The sequence below is a fragment of the Cytobacillus sp. Bac17 genome (assembly GCF_024519925.1).
GTDB lineage: Bacteria > Bacillota > Bacilli > Bacillales > Cytobacillaceae > Cytobacillus > Cytobacillus pseudoceanisediminis.
In genome coordinates this window covers 1-16,569 of the sequence record NZ_JALJRC010000002.1, presented here as the reverse complement: position 1 = coordinate 16,569, position 16,569 = coordinate 1, and the positions used below count along the sequence as shown (strand labels likewise).

At 42.1% G+C, this 16,569-nt stretch carries 18 protein-coding genes; all 18 read left to right on the top strand.

Annotated features, from left to right (window positions below; translation table 11 throughout):
* The first annotated feature begins 44 nt into the window (after positions 1 to 44).
* The 18 genes from NR125_RS04360 (at position 45) to NR125_RS04275 (ending at position 16,528) form a co-directional block, all read left to right on the top strand.
* On the top strand, positions 45 to 818 hold the full coding sequence (locus NR125_RS04360) for a CheR family methyltransferase (protein WP_009332748.1): 774 nt from the start codon (positions 45 to 47) through the stop codon (positions 816 to 818).
* 208 nt (positions 819 to 1,026) lie between these two features.
* On the top strand, positions 1,027 to 2,199 hold the full coding sequence (aroC, locus tag NR125_RS04355) for a chorismate synthase (RefSeq protein ID WP_192907746.1): 1,173 nt from the start codon (positions 1,027 to 1,029) through the stop codon (positions 2,197 to 2,199).
* Positions 2,199 to 3,275: a 3-dehydroquinate synthase gene (gene aroB / locus NR125_RS04350; RefSeq protein ID WP_192907745.1), complete on the top strand. Its 1,077-nt coding sequence runs from the start codon at positions 2,199 to 2,201 to the stop codon at positions 3,273 to 3,275. Before aroC ends, aroB begins: the two co-directional genes overlap by 1 nt.
* A 64-nt stretch (positions 3,276 to 3,339) precedes the next feature.
* Complete coding sequence (gene aroH / locus NR125_RS04345) at positions 3,340 to 3,714, top strand: chorismate mutase (RefSeq protein ID WP_009332745.1); 375 nt, start codon at positions 3,340 to 3,342, stop codon at positions 3,712 to 3,714.
* Between the two features lie 86 nt (positions 3,715 to 3,800).
* On the top strand, positions 3,801 to 4,901 hold the full coding sequence (gene hisC, locus NR125_RS04340; RefSeq protein ID WP_192907744.1) for a histidinol-phosphate transaminase: 1,101 nt from the start codon (positions 3,801 to 3,803) through the stop codon (positions 4,899 to 4,901).
* Between the two features lie 90 nt (positions 4,902 to 4,991).
* The gene (locus NR125_RS04335; protein ID WP_256814767.1) at positions 4,992 to 6,098 is read left to right on the top strand and encodes a prephenate dehydrogenase; all 1,107 of its coding nucleotides are present in this window, start codon (positions 4,992 to 4,994) and stop codon (positions 6,096 to 6,098) included.
* Between the two features lie 43 nt (positions 6,099 to 6,141).
* Positions 6,142 to 7,437, top strand: coding sequence for a 3-phosphoshikimate 1-carboxyvinyltransferase (gene aroA / locus NR125_RS04330; protein WP_009332742.1), 1,296 nt, complete (start codon positions 6,142 to 6,144; stop codon positions 7,435 to 7,437).
* 200 nt (positions 7,438 to 7,637) lie between these two features.
* The gene (locus tag NR125_RS04325) at positions 7,638 to 8,543 is read left to right on the top strand and encodes a hypothetical protein (RefSeq protein WP_019380391.1); all 906 of its coding nucleotides are present in this window, start codon (positions 7,638 to 7,640) and stop codon (positions 8,541 to 8,543) included.
* Between the two features lie 19 nt (positions 8,544 to 8,562).
* Entirely contained in the window at positions 8,563 to 9,825 is a 1,263-nt protein-coding gene (locus NR125_RS04320; protein ID WP_192907743.1) for a tetratricopeptide repeat protein, read from the top strand.
* A gap of 88 nt (positions 9,826 to 9,913) precedes the next feature.
* The gene (locus NR125_RS04315; protein WP_009332739.1) at positions 9,914 to 10,459 is read left to right on the top strand and encodes a ReoY family proteolytic degradation factor; all 546 of its coding nucleotides are present in this window, start codon (positions 9,914 to 9,916) and stop codon (positions 10,457 to 10,459) included.
* A 124-nt stretch (positions 10,460 to 10,583) separates the two neighbouring features.
* Entirely contained in the window at positions 10,584 to 11,048 is a 465-nt protein-coding gene (locus tag NR125_RS04310) for a YpiF family protein (RefSeq protein ID WP_009332738.1), read from the top strand.
* 149 nt (positions 11,049 to 11,197) lie between these two features.
* Positions 11,198 to 11,704, top strand: a complete 507-nt coding sequence (locus tag NR125_RS04305; protein WP_009332737.1) for a Rieske (2Fe-2S) protein — start codon at positions 11,198 to 11,200, stop codon at positions 11,702 to 11,704.
* A gap of 3 nt (positions 11,705 to 11,707) precedes the next feature.
* Positions 11,708 to 12,382, top strand: coding sequence for a menaquinol-cytochrome c reductase cytochrome b subunit (gene qcrB, locus NR125_RS04300; RefSeq protein ID WP_009332736.1), 675 nt, complete (start codon positions 11,708 to 11,710; stop codon positions 12,380 to 12,382).
* A 43-nt stretch (positions 12,383 to 12,425) separates the two neighbouring features.
* The gene (locus NR125_RS04295; RefSeq protein WP_009332735.1) at positions 12,426 to 13,193 is read left to right on the top strand and encodes a menaquinol-cytochrome c reductase cytochrome b/c subunit; all 768 of its coding nucleotides are present in this window, start codon (positions 12,426 to 12,428) and stop codon (positions 13,191 to 13,193) included.
* 123 nt (positions 13,194 to 13,316) lie between these two features.
* On the top strand, positions 13,317 to 13,913 hold the full coding sequence (lhaT, locus tag NR125_RS04290) for a lipoprotein heptaprenylglyceryl N-acetyltransferase LhaT (RefSeq protein ID WP_009332734.1): 597 nt from the start codon (positions 13,317 to 13,319) through the stop codon (positions 13,911 to 13,913).
* A 148-nt stretch (positions 13,914 to 14,061) separates the two neighbouring features.
* Positions 14,062 to 14,838: a sporulation protein YpjB gene (gene ypjB / locus NR125_RS04285; protein WP_009332733.1), complete on the top strand. Its 777-nt coding sequence runs from the start codon at positions 14,062 to 14,064 to the stop codon at positions 14,836 to 14,838.
* A 552-nt stretch (positions 14,839 to 15,390) separates the two neighbouring features.
* Entirely contained in the window at positions 15,391 to 16,071 is a 681-nt protein-coding gene (locus tag NR125_RS04280; RefSeq protein ID WP_009332732.1) for a zinc metallopeptidase, read from the top strand.
* Positions 16,072 to 16,195: 124 nt separating this feature from the next.
* Positions 16,196 to 16,528, top strand: coding sequence for a transposase (locus NR125_RS04275; protein WP_053432801.1), 333 nt, complete (start codon positions 16,196 to 16,198; stop codon positions 16,526 to 16,528).
* Positions 16,529 to 16,569 lie beyond the last annotated feature (41 nt).

The following is a 16,569-nucleotide window of genomic DNA, read 5'->3' as shown; positions in this document are numbered from 1 at the left end:
TAGAAGTCAAAAAGCTCACCAATTAGTATAAGAGGGGAAAAGGAATGGCTAACGATTATCAGGATTTTATTCTAAATATTAAAAGAAAAACAGGAATCGATCTATCTCTGTACAAAGAAGCACAAATGAAAAGAAGGCTCATTTCATTGTATGAGAAAAAAGGCTTTAATTCATTTGGAGATTTTTTTAATGGCATAGTCAAGGATAGAGAACTCCTGAATGATTTTTTGGACAGGATGACGATAAATGTTTCCGAATTTTACCGTAATGCACAGAGATGGGAGGTGCTCGAAAAAAAAATCCTGCCGGGATTATTAGAGCAGAATAGGAATTTGAAAATCTGGAGCGCAGCATGCTCCACTGGTGAAGAGCCTTATACAATTGCCATGATTTTATCAAAAATGCTGCCGCTATCCCAAATAAAGATTACTGCAACAGATATTGATGAAAATGCCCTGGCGAGGGCCCGGATGGGTGTATACCCTGAGCGTTCGCTTAATGAGGTTCCTGAAACCATGAGACAGAAGTTCTTTGGGCGTGAAGGAAGTTTATTTAAAATATCCGAGGATATAAAAAAGACGGTAATTTTTAAAAAGCAAAATCTCCTTGCAGACGATTTTGGCGGGCCGTTCGATTTAATTGTATGCAGGAACGTTCTTATTTATTTTACAGAGGAAGCAAAGGATCAGCTTTATCATAAATTCAGCAGCGCATTAAGAAAAGATGGCATATTCTTTGTTGGGAGTACTGAACAGATTTTTAACTCAGGCCGCTATCACTTGGAATCTGCTGAAACCTTTTTTTATAGAAAAGAATAAAAAAACTAACCGCATAGGGGATGATTTTCTGACATCCTCTTTCTTTTGTTTTTCTCCGTTTTGTAGTAAATATCTATTCGTGTTAAAATGGCTCCATTCATAAGAAGAAATAAAATATTATAGGAATTTTCAATTTTATCTATTCTTATATTTATCATTATGTTATATTGATACATAATCCTTTAATGAGTTGAAGGGGGAAAGAGTTTTGAGATATCTTACATCTGGTGAATCTCACGGACCACAGCTGACCACTATAATTGAAGGGCTGCCTGCAGGAATGCCGCTGATTGATTCAGATATAAATGAAGAACTTGCCAGACGCCAGAAAGGCTATGGCAGAGGCAGAAGGATGCAAATTGAAAAGGATACTGTTCAAATAACAGCGGGGATCAGGCATGGATATACATTAGGATCGCCGGTGGCACTTGTGGTTGAGAATAATGATTGGAAGCATTGGACAAAGATTATGGGCCAGGACCCTCTAAGTCCTGAGGATGAGGGTGAAGTGAAGAGAAAAATATCGCGTCCCCGTCCAGGCCATGCTGACTTAAATGGAGCACTTAAATATGGGCACAGGGATATGAGGAATGTGCTGGAGCGATCTTCAGCCAGGGAAACGACAGTGAGGGTGGCAGCCGGTGCAGCTGCCAAAAAACTGCTCTCTGAATTGGGGATTGAAGTTGCAGCCCATGTTATTGAAATTGGCCGGGTTGTTTCAAGCAAAAGAGATTATTCTTCACTAAAAGAGTTAAAGGAAATCACAGAAGAATCTCCTGTTCGCTGTCTGGATCAGAATGCCGGCCAAAAAATGATGGATGCCATTGATTCCGCGAAAGAAAATGGGGATTCCATTGGCGGAGTAGTAGAAGTTATTGTTGAAGGCATGCCTCCGGGTGTCGGAAGTTATGTACACTATGACCGCAAGCTCGATTCAAAGCTTGCAGGGGCAATGGTGAGCATTAATGCGTTTAAAGGTGTTGAGTTTGGCATTGGCTTTGAGGCTGCAAGGAAGCCTGGAAGTGAAGTTCATGATGAGATCACATGGGATCCAGAAAAAGGCTATTATCGGAAAACGAACCGGCTTGGCGGCTTAGAAGGGGGCATGACAACGGGTATGCCTATTGTTGTCAGAGGAGTGATGAAACCAATTCCTACCCTCTATAAGCCTCTTCAAAGTGTCGATATTGAAACAAAGGAACCCTTCTCAGCAAGCATAGAGCGTTCTGACAGCTGTGCAGTACCTGCAGCTGCAGTCGTTGCAGAAAATGTAATTGCCTGGGAATTGGCTTCAGCTATTGTGGATCAATTTTATTCTGACCGTTTCGAAGCATTAAAAGCTTCGGTTGAGCAGCAAAGAAAATTTGCGAGGGAGTTTTAATGAATAGTATTTCAATCAAAACCCCCGGGAGGACCTATCCAGTTTATATAGGGTCAGGAGCAATTGAGGGATTGGGATCATATATTAAAGATACTTTTCCGGCTCTGACCAATTTAATGATAATCACAGATGAAACGGTCCGGGCCATACATCTGCCTGTGCTGGAAACAGCACTTAAGGGTTTAGATGCAAAAGTCTGCACAGTGCCAAGCGGGGAGAGAGCAAAGACATTTGAAGTTTACTATCAATGCTTGTCATTTGCTTTGGAACATAAACTTGACCGAAAATCTCTTATTCTGGCGTTTGGCGGGGGGGCTGTCGGAGATTTGGGAGGTTTCATGGCTGCCACATTTATGAGGGGGATACCCTTCATTCAGATTCCTACTACCATTTTGGCGCATGATAGCGCCGTTGGGGGGAAAGTGGCCATCAACCATCCTTCAGGAAAAAATATGGTGGGATCCTTTTATCAGCCTCAAGCTGTATTTTATGATTTGAATTTTCTTGATTCCCTTCCTCCAAAAGAGGTGCGCTCAGGGTTTGCAGAAGTAATAAAGCATAGCTTGATACATGATATGAACTTTTATTTGAGTCTTAAAGACAACATCCGCTCGCTTGAAGGGCTTCCTTCTGATGAATTAAGCGGAATGCTTACAAAGGGGATAGAAATCAAAGGCATGATTGTTGCTGAGGACGAAAAGGAAGCTGGTGTTCGCGCATTCTTGAATTTCGGCCATACCTTGGGTCATGCAATCGAAGCAGAAAAAGGCTATGGAGAATGGACACATGGAGAATCTGTTGCAGTAGGAATGCTATTCGCACTCCAATTAAGCAATAAAATGCTTGATCTGCGTTTTGATGTTAACGAATTCCGGTGCTGGCTTGATCAGCTTGGCTACCAAACGGATCTCCCGGAAGATTTATCACATTCAAAACTGCTGGAACGGATGAAGCAGGATAAAAAATCAGAAGGCCAGAATGTCCGCTTTGTTCTTTTGAAAGAAGTGGGCAGTCCCGTTATACACCAGGTTTCTGATGATTTTATTCTGCAGGAGCTCGCAGTATTTTTAAAATAAACAAGGAAGACTTTATTACTAAGAGATAAAAAGGCTGGTGAATCAGCTTTGGGAGGTGCTGCAAGTGATTCGAGGGGTGAGGGGAGCCGTCACCGTAGATAAGAATAGTGAATCTGAGATATTAGAGGCAACTGAGATGCTGATCAGACAAATGATTCAGGAGAATAAGATTAATTCTGAGGATGTTGCTTCTGTATTCATATCCGTTACGGAAGAATTAACAGCAGCCTTTCCCGCAAAGGCAATGCGTTCAATAGAGGGCTGGACCTATGTTCCTGTCATGTGCATGAGGGAAATACCTGTTGAAGGGTCACTTCGTAATTGTATTAGGGTAATGATGCATGTGAATATAGATGTCCCTCAGGAGAATATCTGCCATATATATTTGCGTGAAGCCATCCAGCTCCGGCCAGATCTAAAGACCACAGACTCTCCTTAATGGAGAGTTTTGTGATAATATAGGAGCAAATCAAACAATGCTTTAATACGATAATAAGTAAAAGTGATAAAAAGAGGTGGATTTGAATGAAATGGAAGGAACAGCTATTGAATTTAACTCCTTACCAGCCGGGAAAATCAATTGATCAAGTAAAAAAGGAATACGGTCTGGATAAAATAGTTAAGCTTGCTTCAAATGAAAATCCGTTTGGATGCTCTGAAAAAGTTCTTTTTACTATGAATCAGTCGACATCATTTTTTGCGCTGTATCCCGATGGCTATGCTTCTGAACTGCGGACTGCTCTGGCTGGACACTTAAGCATACAGGAAGATCAGCTGATTTTTGGAAACGGATCGGATGAAATTATTCAAATGATTTCCAGAGCTTTATTAAGCCCGGAAACAAATACTGTTATGGCTGCGCCAACATTCCCTCAATATAGGCATAATGCTGTAGTAGAAGGGGCCGAGATCAGGGAAATTCCATTAGTTGATGGGGGACATGATCTTGATGGAATGCTGGCTGCAATTGATGAAAATACAGCTGTAGTATGGGTTTGCAGTCCAAACAATCCGACAGGAAACTATGTTAATGAATCTTCATTGCTTTCCTTTCTGCAAAAGGTGCCTCGTGATGTATTGATAGTCCTTGATGAAGCTTATTATGAATATGTTATTGCTGAGGATTACTACAATGCATTGGATTTGATCCGGAAATTCGAAAATTTGATTGTCCTTCGTACATTTTCGAAAATTTATGGCTTAGCAAGCCTTCGGGTAGGCTATGGAATTGCAGATCCTCAAACTATCAAAGCTCTTGAGCCGGTTAGGGAGCCGTTCAATGTAAACAAGTTTGCTCAGGCTGCAGCAACTGCAGCCATAGGGGATCAGAACTTTATCGAAGAGTGCAGACAGAAAAATCGGGAAGGGCTGGAACAATTCTATGCTTTCTGTGAAGCACATGGACTGGAATACTACCCTTCACAGGGAAATTTCATTTTAATCAACTTTAATGCAGATTCAAATGAAGTGTTTCAATTTTTGCTTGAAAAAGGGTATATCGTCCGCTCCGGCAAAGCACTTGGCTTCCAGGGATATGTCCGTGTCACAGTAGGTTCCAAGGAACAGAATGATGGTGTGCTTGCCGCCATGGATCAATACCTTGCAAAGCAGGCTGCAGCATTGTAGGCAATATGGGTTCTTGGTATTAATACTTTTTGATATCCATTCAGAGGCATATAGATGCCTCTGAATTATTTTTAATAAGGCGGTGAGAGGATGAGAGGGAAAATCTTTATTATCGGCCTTGGTTTGATCGGCGGTTCTTTGGCATTATCGATAAAAAGAAGCCATAGTGAAAGCATGATCATCGGCTTTGATGTAAATAAAGAGCAGGGACGCCTTGCTGAAATGCTTGGGGTCGCAGATGGAATTTCTTCTACAATTGAGGATGGAGCAAGGGACGCCGATTTAATTTTAATAGCTGCACCTGTGCAGGAGACACAAAAAATTATACATATATTAAAAGAGTGTGAATTAAAAAACACGGTCATCATCTCGGATGCAGGCAGCACTAAAAAGGAAATTGTCAGCTGCGCTAAGGTACTGAAGGAAAAAGGAATTACGTTTATCGGAGGCCACCCAATGGCTGGCTCTCATAAGAGCGGTGTTACTGCAGCAAAAGCATTGCTTTTTGAAAATGCCTTTTATCTGCTCACTCCTGAAGAGCACGTTTCCACGGCAGAGGTTGAAAGGTTAAAAGAATGGCTCACAGGGACGAAAGCAAAATTTCTAATCTTATCGCCTGAAGAACATGATTATATAACTGGTATTGTGAGCCATTTTCCGCACATGGTGGCTGCTTCTCTAGTGCATCAGGCAGAAAAAACAAGCCGTTCACAAAAGCTGATTCCAAGACTGGCTGCCGGCGGATTCAGGGATATTACCAGGATTGCCTCCAGCAGCCCTGCAATGTGGAGAGATATCCTGCTTCAGAATAAAGAAGTGCTTCTTAAGTTAATGGAGGATTGGCAGGAGGAAATGGAGAATGTTAAATCAATCCTCAGGCAAGAAAACAGTGAGGGCATTTTTGAGTATTTCCTCCGTGCAAAATTGTTCAGGGATGAACTGCCGCAAAAAGAAAAAGGCGCAATTCCGGCATTTTATGATCTCTTCGTCGATGTGCCGGACTACCCAGGTGTCATTTCAGAAATAACTGGATATTTAGCTAAGGAAGAAATCAGCATTACGAATATCAGAATTCTGGAAACAAGAGAAGAAATTTATGGAGTTTTGGTTATCAGCTTTCAAACTGAAGAGGACCGGGAACGGGCCATTAATTGCTTAGAACAATATACAAGCTATGAAACAACCATCGGTCTATAGTTCAGCAGGGAAGACCTTTATAAACCAGCAAAGGGTGATTAATATGATTCCGGCAAATTTAAGGACAAATCTTAAGGGATTAAGCGGAGAAATTGCGGTACCAGGTGATAAATCCATATCTCATCGATCTGTGATGTTTGGATCAATTGCAAAGGGAAAGACTGTTGTAACCAATTTCCTGCTTGGTGAGGACTGCTTAAGTACGATAGCCTGCTTTAGAAAGCTGGGTGTATCTATTGAACAGGAAGGCAATAAAGTCACAATTATGGGGAAGGGGATGGATGGATTACATGAACCCGAAGCTATTCTGGATGTTGGCAATTCCGGTACAACCATTCGCCTTATGATGGGAATCCTGGCTGGCCGTCCATTCCATTCAGTCCTTGTCGGGGATGAATCAATTGCAAAAAGGCCAATGACAAGAGTTACCGCACCGCTTAGTTTATTTGGGGCGAAGATTTATGGCAGGAAGAATGGTGAATTTACCCCTTTATCAGTAATTGGCGGACCGTTGGCCGGGGCAGCATACGAGCTTCCTGTAGCGAGCGCACAGGTAAAATCCTCGCTGCTCTTTGCCGGCCTGCAGGCCAGTGGGGAAACAGTCATTATTGAACCTATGAAGACGCGTGATCATACCGAAAGAATGATTAAGCAATTTGGCGGGGAAGTTGCAGCAGATGGGCATACCATTCGGATTAAAGGCGGTCAAACGCTAACAGGGACGGAAATCCATGTTCCAGGCGATATATCTTCTGCTGCCTTCTTCCTGGCTGCAGGAGCCATTGTGCCTAACAGTGAGATTAAACTGAAAAACGTCGGGCTCAATCCTACAAGAACCGGCATCATTGAGGTATTGCAGCAGATGGGTGCAAATATTAGCATTGAGCCATATGAAAATGGCTTAGCCGAGCCCGCAGGAGATATTACCATTAGAACATCCACTCTTAAAGGAACCGTTATCGAAGGGGCGCTCATTCCCCGGCTTATCGATGAAATTCCTATTATAGCCCTGCTCGCAACACAGGCAGAGGGAGAAACAGTTATCAAGGATGCAGAAGAACTTAAAGTCAAGGAAACGAATCGCATTGATACGGTTGTCAAGGAACTGTCAAAGCTTGGAGCCGATATTACTGCTACGGAAGATGGAATGGTGATCAAAGGGAGGTCATCCCTTTCTGGAGGTACTGTTTCAAGCCATGGGGACCATCGAATCGGCATGATGCTTGCAGTTGCCGCTGCCATTTCAAAGGGGGAAGTTCAGCTTCAACAGAAAGAAGCTATTTCTGTATCCTATCCGTCGTTTTTTGAGCATTTTGAAAGCCTGATTTCGGAGACGTAAGAAAAGCTGTAAGCGCCTTGCACGCCCCGGCACATCGAGGAGGCAGGCTGCTTGCGCTGATAGTTATCAAACTTCGGAATTTTGGACATTCTTGTCATTTAAAAAAGAGCTGATTTCCTGCAGCTCTTTTTCTATTGAATCAGTCATATTTGCGAGAAAAATTCATAGCTTGTCATAAGACCGTTTTAGAGGGTGGTTTTATGACTTATATTATTGAGAATGCAAATATTTTAAAGGAAGACAAGCTGATAAAAACATCACTGCTGATCAAGAATAATGAGATTTCACTGATGCAGGCAGAAATGAAAAGGTTTCAGTTTGCCAGAATGGATGCCGCTGCATTTATTATGGCTGCAGGATTTGTGGTTCTGGATACATCTATACCGCTGGAAAAGCCTTTTATTGAACTCAAAGAGTATTATATAAGGGAGTTCCTATTAAAAGGCTGTACAGCCTTCCTAACAGCCGCACCTGTAAAGCATGAATATTCCATGAAGAGTGACCTGAAATGCTTTAAGGCAAGTTTGTTAAGCAGTCCAATCGATTATATTATTGGTGTTAAGATTCCTGTCCGTCTCCTCACACCTTCATTTATTAGAAGATGCAAGAGGGAAAGGGTTCCTGTTGTTTTTGTTGAAATACAGGATGCAAAGGAGCTTGAAGCTGTACCATGGGGGTGGCTGCGGGAAGCCATGTTTCCTTATAATTGCCCGCTTTCCCCAATCTTTGCAAGCAGGAATGAAAAGGAGAAAAGCAGAATTAATACATTATGGAAAAAAATGATGCAGGAGCAGAAAATCCCTTCCATGCCAAATGAGCTGAATGAACACGAACCGCTATCCCGGTCAGTCCTTTCCAAAGCAGGAATTTACCCGTTAAAAGGAAATATCCATCAGGGTGGTGAAATCAGCTATAATTTATATGAAAAACCTGCAGAAGGTCTTACCGTTGAAGAATCACAGCTGTTTCATTATCATAGAGATAAACTTGCTGTTTCTGTACTGAGGGGGAAAGTGATACGAGCCGGGCAAGAAGTGGTTTTCCGTTCAGGGTCAGGCGAGCATGTTAATATCAGTACGCCAGCTTACTTTAAAATAGCCGATTAGCATTCGAAAGGAATTTAGTATGGATAAAGTAAATAAAATCATTACTCTTTTAGAAAACGGTCATCACGAAGAAGCATTGGAGAGCTATCAGCTAATACTGCTGGATGGTTCACATGAAGAAAGGTTCCTGCTGGCAGAAGAACTGTTCCAGTATGGGTTCCTTGAAGAATCAAAAGCATTATATGAACGTCTTCTGGAAGCATATCCGGAAGAAGGGGAACTGCTCGTTCTGTTAGCTGAAACACATATTGATCTGGGAAATGAAGAGGAAGCCATCCTCGTCCTTGAAAGAATAAATGAGCATGATCCAAGCTTTCCGCAGTCGCTTCTTCTATTAGCAGACCTTTATCAAATGGATGGTCTATTCGAAGTCAGCGAACAAAAGCTGCTGAAAGCAAAAGAAATATTACCTGAAGAAGTAATTGTAGATTTTGCTTTGGGAGAACTTTATGCAGAGCAGGGAAGATTCCTGGAAGCAAAGCGGATTTACGAAAATGTTCTCGGTAAAGAGGAAGTCATTGCGGGGATAAATGTAAATCAGAGAATGGCGGATATTCTCAGCGCAGGAGGAGCATTTGAAGAAGCCCTTCCATTTTACGAAAAAGCGCTTGCTGATAAACTGGAGATTAATACCCTTTTCAGCTATGCTTTTACAGCGCTGCAAGCGGGCTTTAACCGTACAGCAATTGAAAAGTTGACAGAACTGAAGGATCTGGACCCCGAGTATCATTCACTGTATTTATATCTTGCCCAGGCATATGAGAGGGAGGAAGAGGCTGGAAAAGGCCTTGAAGCGGTAAAGGAAGGCATTAAACTGGACGAATTTAATAAAGAACTATTTTTCTATGGCGGTAAGCTTGCCCTGAAAAATGGCAATGAAAAAGAAGCTGAAGATATGTTCAGACAGGCTCTTGCACTGGATCCCGAATATGTCCAGGCAGCCATTTATTTAAATAGACTGCTTCTGCAGCAGGAAAGATATGAAGATGTAATCGAGATCACTGATATTTTGAACGAGCTTGAAGAGCCGCAGCTTATATGGGATTCAGCTGTTGCCTTTCAGCATACTGAAGAATATTCAGAGGCATTAAACAAATACCAGCTTGCATATACTTTCTTTAAACAGCAGCCTGATTTTCTTTCAGATTACGGATATTTTTTAGCAGAGGAAGGAAAAAGGGAAGAGGCTGCCGAAATTTTTAATACATTAATCAAACTGGAGCCAGGCAATGAAGAGTACCTCGATGTTCTGGAAAGACTCACTGATGATTTTCTTGATTAAATAAGGCAGCTGTTTTTTTAGCGTATGGTGCCCTTATTGTAATTTCAGTTAGGCCAAATTTGTCTGTAAGCAGAGGAGGGAATCAAAAATGGCGACCCCTGTATCTGTCAACGAGAAGAAAGATTTTATCCGCTGGTTTTTAAACCATTATCAGCTCAAAAGAAGAGAATGCGTATGGATTCTCAATTATTTGATGAGCCATGACCAGCTTATGGAGAAGGTGCATTTTGTGGAACAGGCACAGTATTGTCCAAGAGGCCTGATCATGTCCGCCCACTGTGTGGATGAAGTTCCTTTCCGTTTTTATAAAGAGAATGTAATGACTACAGATGCGGAGAAGTCCTTCCATGATATCCGCTTAAACAGGGATGAAGAGATTTACATTCAGCTTAATTTCCATGCTTCCAACAAGGCCCATCAGTATGCAGCTGTCATGGAGGAAAATCCCTTTATGCCTAAAACACTTCAGATTAATGAAAAGGACCGGCTGATCGCGGAAAGGTTCCTGACAGAAAGCCTGGAGAAGTTCAGAAGAGAAAAACTCCTTGAGCTGATTGATGAAGCACTGGATAAGCAGGATAAAAAAGCTTTTAACATTTTGACTCAGCAGCTGAATAAATTAGAAACAACCTAAGCCTTGCTTTTATAAAAGCAGGGCTCTTATTTTTGTCTGCGCCCTATAGCGTAATCTGATTTGAAGCACTCTAAGCATTAATGATATATTAAGGGAGGCAAATATATGTAATGGAGTGAATGATATGAAATGGGTATCACAGGATATCGAAATGTTCCTTAAAGAAAAGCAATATGTAGACACTGCAGTTCTGCCGCTCCTTCCAGTATCATTTGGTGATGATATCAAACAGTCTGTAGCCATGACAGAATTTATATCGCTTCTAAGTGTCCAGCTTGAACGGCAATTCAGAGGCCGTCTGATCATGCTTCCTGGCTATGCCTATCTGAAATCAGCAGGGGAAGAAAGCCTGCTCAGCGGCTTGGGTGAATGGGAAGCAGAATTGAAGGCACAGGGATTTAAGCACATATTCCTTCTAACTTCAGATAGCATGTGGAAATCCCTTGAAGACCGCTTGGAAGGAGGTTTGATTTGGCTGCCATCCCTGCCTCTTGAGCATATGGATGAAAACTATCGAAATTCCATTCTGGATGACCAGGTGAAGCAGCTGTTGAATTTATTCGTGCAAAAGTGGCAAAATGGTGAATAGTGTGAATGTTGAGCCGCTCTATTTACATGTTTCGCCAAAGGATTATATTGACCTTACATAAAGATTGATATATCATTGTTATGTCCTAGTTTTATATTGTGTTGAATTTTGTCCGTTGGACTTAACTTCATAATAGAGGGGGGAAAAGTATGAGCAAAAATCGAGTTTCTAGACGTCAATTCCTAAACTATACACTTACTGGTGTAGGCGGTTTCATGGCAGCTGGCATGCTGATGCCGATGGTCCGTTTTGCGGTCGATCCTGTATTGCAGGCAGCTGGTGAGAGTGATTTTATCCCAACAAAGCAAAAAGTGGCTGAAATTACTGAAACGCCAACAAGGGTTGATTACACATTTGAACAGCAGGATGCTTGGTACACATCCGAAGTTACCGGCACTGCTTGGGTTTATAAGGATGAAAAAGGTGAAATTGTAGCATTGTCTCCAGTATGTAAGCATTTAGGGTGCGTAGTCGACTGGAATACTGACAAATCAAACCCTGATCATTTCTACTGCCCTTGCCATGGCGGCCTTTATACAAAGGATGGGACAAACGTTCCAGGTACACCGCCGGTTGCAGCGCTGGATGTATTTCCTTACACAGAAAAAGACGGCTTTTTGTATTTAGGCAAGGCTGAACCGCGAAAGGAGGCGTAATAATTGTTAAACAAAATTTATGATTGGGTAGATGAACGTTTAGATATTACGCCGATCTGGCGGGATATTGCTGACCACGAAGTTCCAGAGCATGTAAACCCTGCACATCATTTCTCTGCATTCGTTTACTGTTTTGGCGGTCTGACGTTTTTTGTAACTGTAATTCAGATTTTATCCGGTATGTTCCTGACAATGTATTATGTTCCGGATATTAAAAATGCATGGGAATCCGTGTATTATCTTCAGAACCATGTTGCATTTGGACAGATTGTCCGCGGAATGCACCACTGGGGAGCAAGTTTGGTAATCGTAATGATGTTCCTACATACGTTACGTGTTTTTTTCCAGGGAGCTTATAAGAAGCCCCGTGAATTAAACTGGATTGTCGGAGTGCTCATTTTCTTCATTATGCTTGCACTTGGACTGACAGGTTACTTATTGCCTTGGGATATGAAAGCCCTTTTCGCTACAAAAGTAACAATCCAGATCGTAGAATCAACTCCGCTGATTGGAGAATATCTGAAAATACTTATTGCCGGACATTCTGATATTGTCGGCGCTCAGACGATCACCCGATTCTTTGCCATCCATGTATTCTTCTTACCGGCTGCACTATTCGGGTTAATGGCTGCCCACTTTATTATGATTCGTAAACAGGGTATTTCAGGACCGTTGTAAGAAATAATTTTTTGATCATTGCAAAAGGAGGGGAAATCGCCCAATGCATCGTGGTAAAGGTATGAAATTCGTAGGTGACTCTCGTGTTCCTGCAGAACGCAAACCGAATATCCCGAAAGACTATTCGGAATATCCAGGAAAAACAGAAGCATTCTGGCCAAACTTCCTGTTAAAGGAATGGATGGTAGGGGCTGTATTCCTTATCGGTTTCCTATGCTTGACAATTGCGCATGAGCCACCATTAGAAAAAATTGCTGATCCTAGTGATACAGCTTATATCCCGCTGCCAGACTGGTACTTCCTGTTCTTGTACCAGCTTCTGAAATACAGCTATGCTTCAGGACCTTATAATGCAATCGGTGCTTTCATTATACCGGGTCTTGCATTTGGAGCTTTGCTGCTTGCGCCATTCATTGACCGCGGACCTGAACGCCGCCCATCCAAGCGTCCTTTAGCAACTGGCTTCATGCTATTGGCTCTTGCCGGCATCACTTTCCTGACTTGGGAGTCTGTTGCACACCATGACTGGGAAGCTGCTGCACAGCAAGGTAAGATTGTAGCTGAAGTAGAATTTGATAAAGAGGACGAAGGCTACAAGATTTTTGAAGCGAACGGCTGTATTTCCTGCCATGGAGGAGATCTTCAGGGTGGAGCAGGTTCACCTGCACTTGTTGATACTGGATTAACACCTGAAGAAGTTGCTGACATTGCTAAAAACGGTAAAGGCGCCATGCCTCCGGGAATGTTCAAAGGCACTGATGAAGAACTTCAAAAGCTTGCTGAGTTTATTTCTGGCCTTGAAAGCAAATAATTTGTAAAGAAGCTGGCACTGCCAGCTTCTTTTTTATGCACAAAAATTGTTCGTTTTTTTTTACAGGCATTTGGTGTGGTAAAATAATGAAATAATCGTGTACATAGAGAAGGAGAACAAAATATGAAATGGATCTATCCTTTATTAGGCAGCAGAGCTATGCTGATACTGCTACTGGTCATTAACACGGCAGGCACTATCTATGGGTATGTATGGTATAAGTGGCAGCTTGTCGATACACCGCCGATTTTTTTGCCTTTCGTACCGGACAGTCCTACAGCGAGCCTGTTTTTTATGTTTGTGCTTATCGCCTTTCTATTGGGCAAAAATTGGCCGCTGTTTGAAGCGCTAGCTATTGTAACCCTTATTAAATACGGAATATGGGCTGTGGTTATGAATTTGCTCGTTTTTCAGGTGACAGGTGAATTGGATCCTGTAGCGCTCATGCTGATCTTCTCGCATGGTGCAATGGCAGTCCAGGGTGTTTTGTATGCACCATTCTACCGTTTTAAACTATGGCATCTAGTTTTAACAGCAATTTGGACTCTTCATAATGATGTAATTGATTATGTCTTTTTCATGCTGCCGCGCTATCCTATTTTAAATCTTTACACACCGCAAATTGGCTACTTTACATTTTGGCTCAGTATTTTTTCATTAGGAACCGCTTATTACTTCGTCTTAAGAAAGAATCGGTTTAGTCTGGATATAGTGAAATAGTGCTCCGATTGTCCTAATCCAAACCATTGAGTGATTTGGTTCCTCGTTTGTTTGAAAGAAATATCCTGGCTGGCTGAATTAATTTCTGGTCTAACCTTGTCCCTCTTTTCATATTTATCTAATAGTAATTTGAGGGGGGACAAGTTTAATGAGGCGAAAAGTAATCGCATTCTTATTCATTATTATGTTATTGCCTGGAATGGTGTCTGCGGATAAGACAACACAAATAGATAAATTAGATCAATTATCTAATGAAGCCTTACAGATGGTTAAGCTTCATAGGTATGAGGATGCCAAGAAGCTTTTGGAGTATTTTTCCGAGCAATTTGTTGCTGTGAATGGCAAGGAAAGGCCATTTACAATGGACGAACTCCGGATTATTACAGTCTCTCATGATGATGCTGTACAAGCTGCTGTCAATACATCAATGAGCCATGAAGAACGGCTGAATCATGCAACAAAGTTCCGCCTGGTTATGGATGCAATCTCCTCAAAGTATCAGCCTTTGTGGACAGAAATGGAGAAGCCGATTATGACTGTATTTGGAGAAGTTAAGGAAGCGGCATACAGAGGCAATAACGAGAACTTTCATTCACATTTGAATTCCTTTTTGTCTTTATATGAGGTTATTTATCCCAGTTTAAAAATTGATGTTGATGCCGAAAAGGTACAAAAACTGAACGCACGCATTAATTTTATCGATCATTATCGGCCGCAGGTGCTTTCTCAGCAGGCAAGTCAGCAGGAGCTGGCGGCATTGGAAAATGATCTGCAGACAATCTTTGATGAAATGACAGAAGATGAAACGGACCCATCCCTTTGGTGGGTAATCATTTCAACCGGGAGTATTATCATCATTACATTATCTTACGTAGGCTGGAGAAAATATAAGGGAGACAGGGCAAGACAAAAAAACAGATCGTGATAAGAAAAGAGGAAGCGCCTTGCCCACAAAGGAACGCAGACTAAGAACGCCACGTCCTCCTAAAAGCTTCGCTTTCGGTCGTGCGATGTTTTTGCTGACGAAGCCTACATTGTCCTGTGTGCCTCAAGCACAAGACGAGCCTCATGAAAAGGTGTTCTTTGCCTTTTTGGGGGGAGTCCCCGAAATGTGGAGTCCCTAGGAGCCGCAACTAGACAAACCGAAAAGTGGAGGCGACTGCCCAGGGACGACAGGCATAAGATGGTTCCTGTAGAAGGTGTTTTTCCTTCAGGAAGGAAACGGCTTATGACCCCGAGTCCCTAGGAGCCGTAACTAGACAAGCTTGTGACCTCCAGGTGGTAGGTGCTGTAGCTAGACAGTCCTCGAAGTTCAAAAATTTCTACACCCTTATTTTTGAACAAAAAGAATAATTGAGCGCCTTTTCCGGTTTGCAATAAAGGAAAATGGGAAAAAGATAATTAGAACTACTCATATGCTGGAGAGAAAAGCCAGCGGTTAAAATTCAACATGATCAGCTTGATGGGGGGTAACAAAATGGGAGGATATCTCATTTATTTTGCAATAATTATTCTTGTTCCGCTCTGGGCACAAATGAAAGTTAAGGGAGCTTACAGCAAATATTCAAAAATTCCTTCATCCACACAAATGAGAGGTGCTGAAGTAGCCAGAAGAATCCTGGATGAAAATGGCCTATATAACGTTGGCGTGGAAGAGACCAGGGGACATTTAACGGATCATTATGATCCGCGTTCTAAAACTGTCAGGCTATCAGCAACAAATTATCATGGCCATTCAGTGGCAGCAGCTGCCATTGCGGCCCATGAGGTTGGCCATGCAATTCAGGATAATCAGGATTACGTTTTTCTGCGTTTTCGCCATGCGCTTGTGCCTGTTGCAAATCTTGGTTCAAACTTCTCCTGGATTCTGATCATGATCGGTTTTTTTGCAGGATTGAGCGGAATGGTGCTGCTGGGAATTATCTTTATGGCAGCTGCAGTGGTATTCCAGGTTATCACTCTTCCTGTGGAGTTCAATGCTTCTAATCGTGCGATGGATCAGGTAGTGTCCCTCGGAATTATCAGAAACGATGAAGAACGGGAAACAAAAAAAGTTTTGAATGCAGCTGCATTGACATATGTGGCGGCAGCAGCTGTTGCTGTGCTGGAATTGCTGCGTTTAATCCTTATTTACACAGGTATGACAAGATCCGAGTAAGAAAAGCTGCTAGATAGTTATCTTAAAAAAGCCGGCTAGTGTTAATGTCCCCTTTAAGTAGACATTCAAAAAAACCTTCATGTTATCATGGAGGAAAGAATGCTACTTGGAGGGGATTTTTTCTATGGCAAAGAAAGGACAAACTTTTAATAGCTATTCGGAGGAGTTTAAACATAATGCCGTCATGAGATACGTGAATGGGTCTAAGAGTTATAAAGTATTGGCAGAAGAATTGGGAATTCGTCACTGCAGCCAGCTTAAAGTGTGGGTTAAGAAATGGAAAGATGGAGTCCCTTTTGATGAGCGTAAAGGAGTCTCTAACCCTTTAAAAGGCAGGCCTAGGACTAAATTTAAATCGGTTGAAGAGGAAAGAGATTATTTAAAAGCACAGGTTGAATTTCTAAAAAAGCAGTATCCAAATCTGGTAAAGGAGGAGGAAACATACCCAGAAGAATAAAATATGAACTGGTTGATGAGTTAAGGGGGACCTATCCGGTC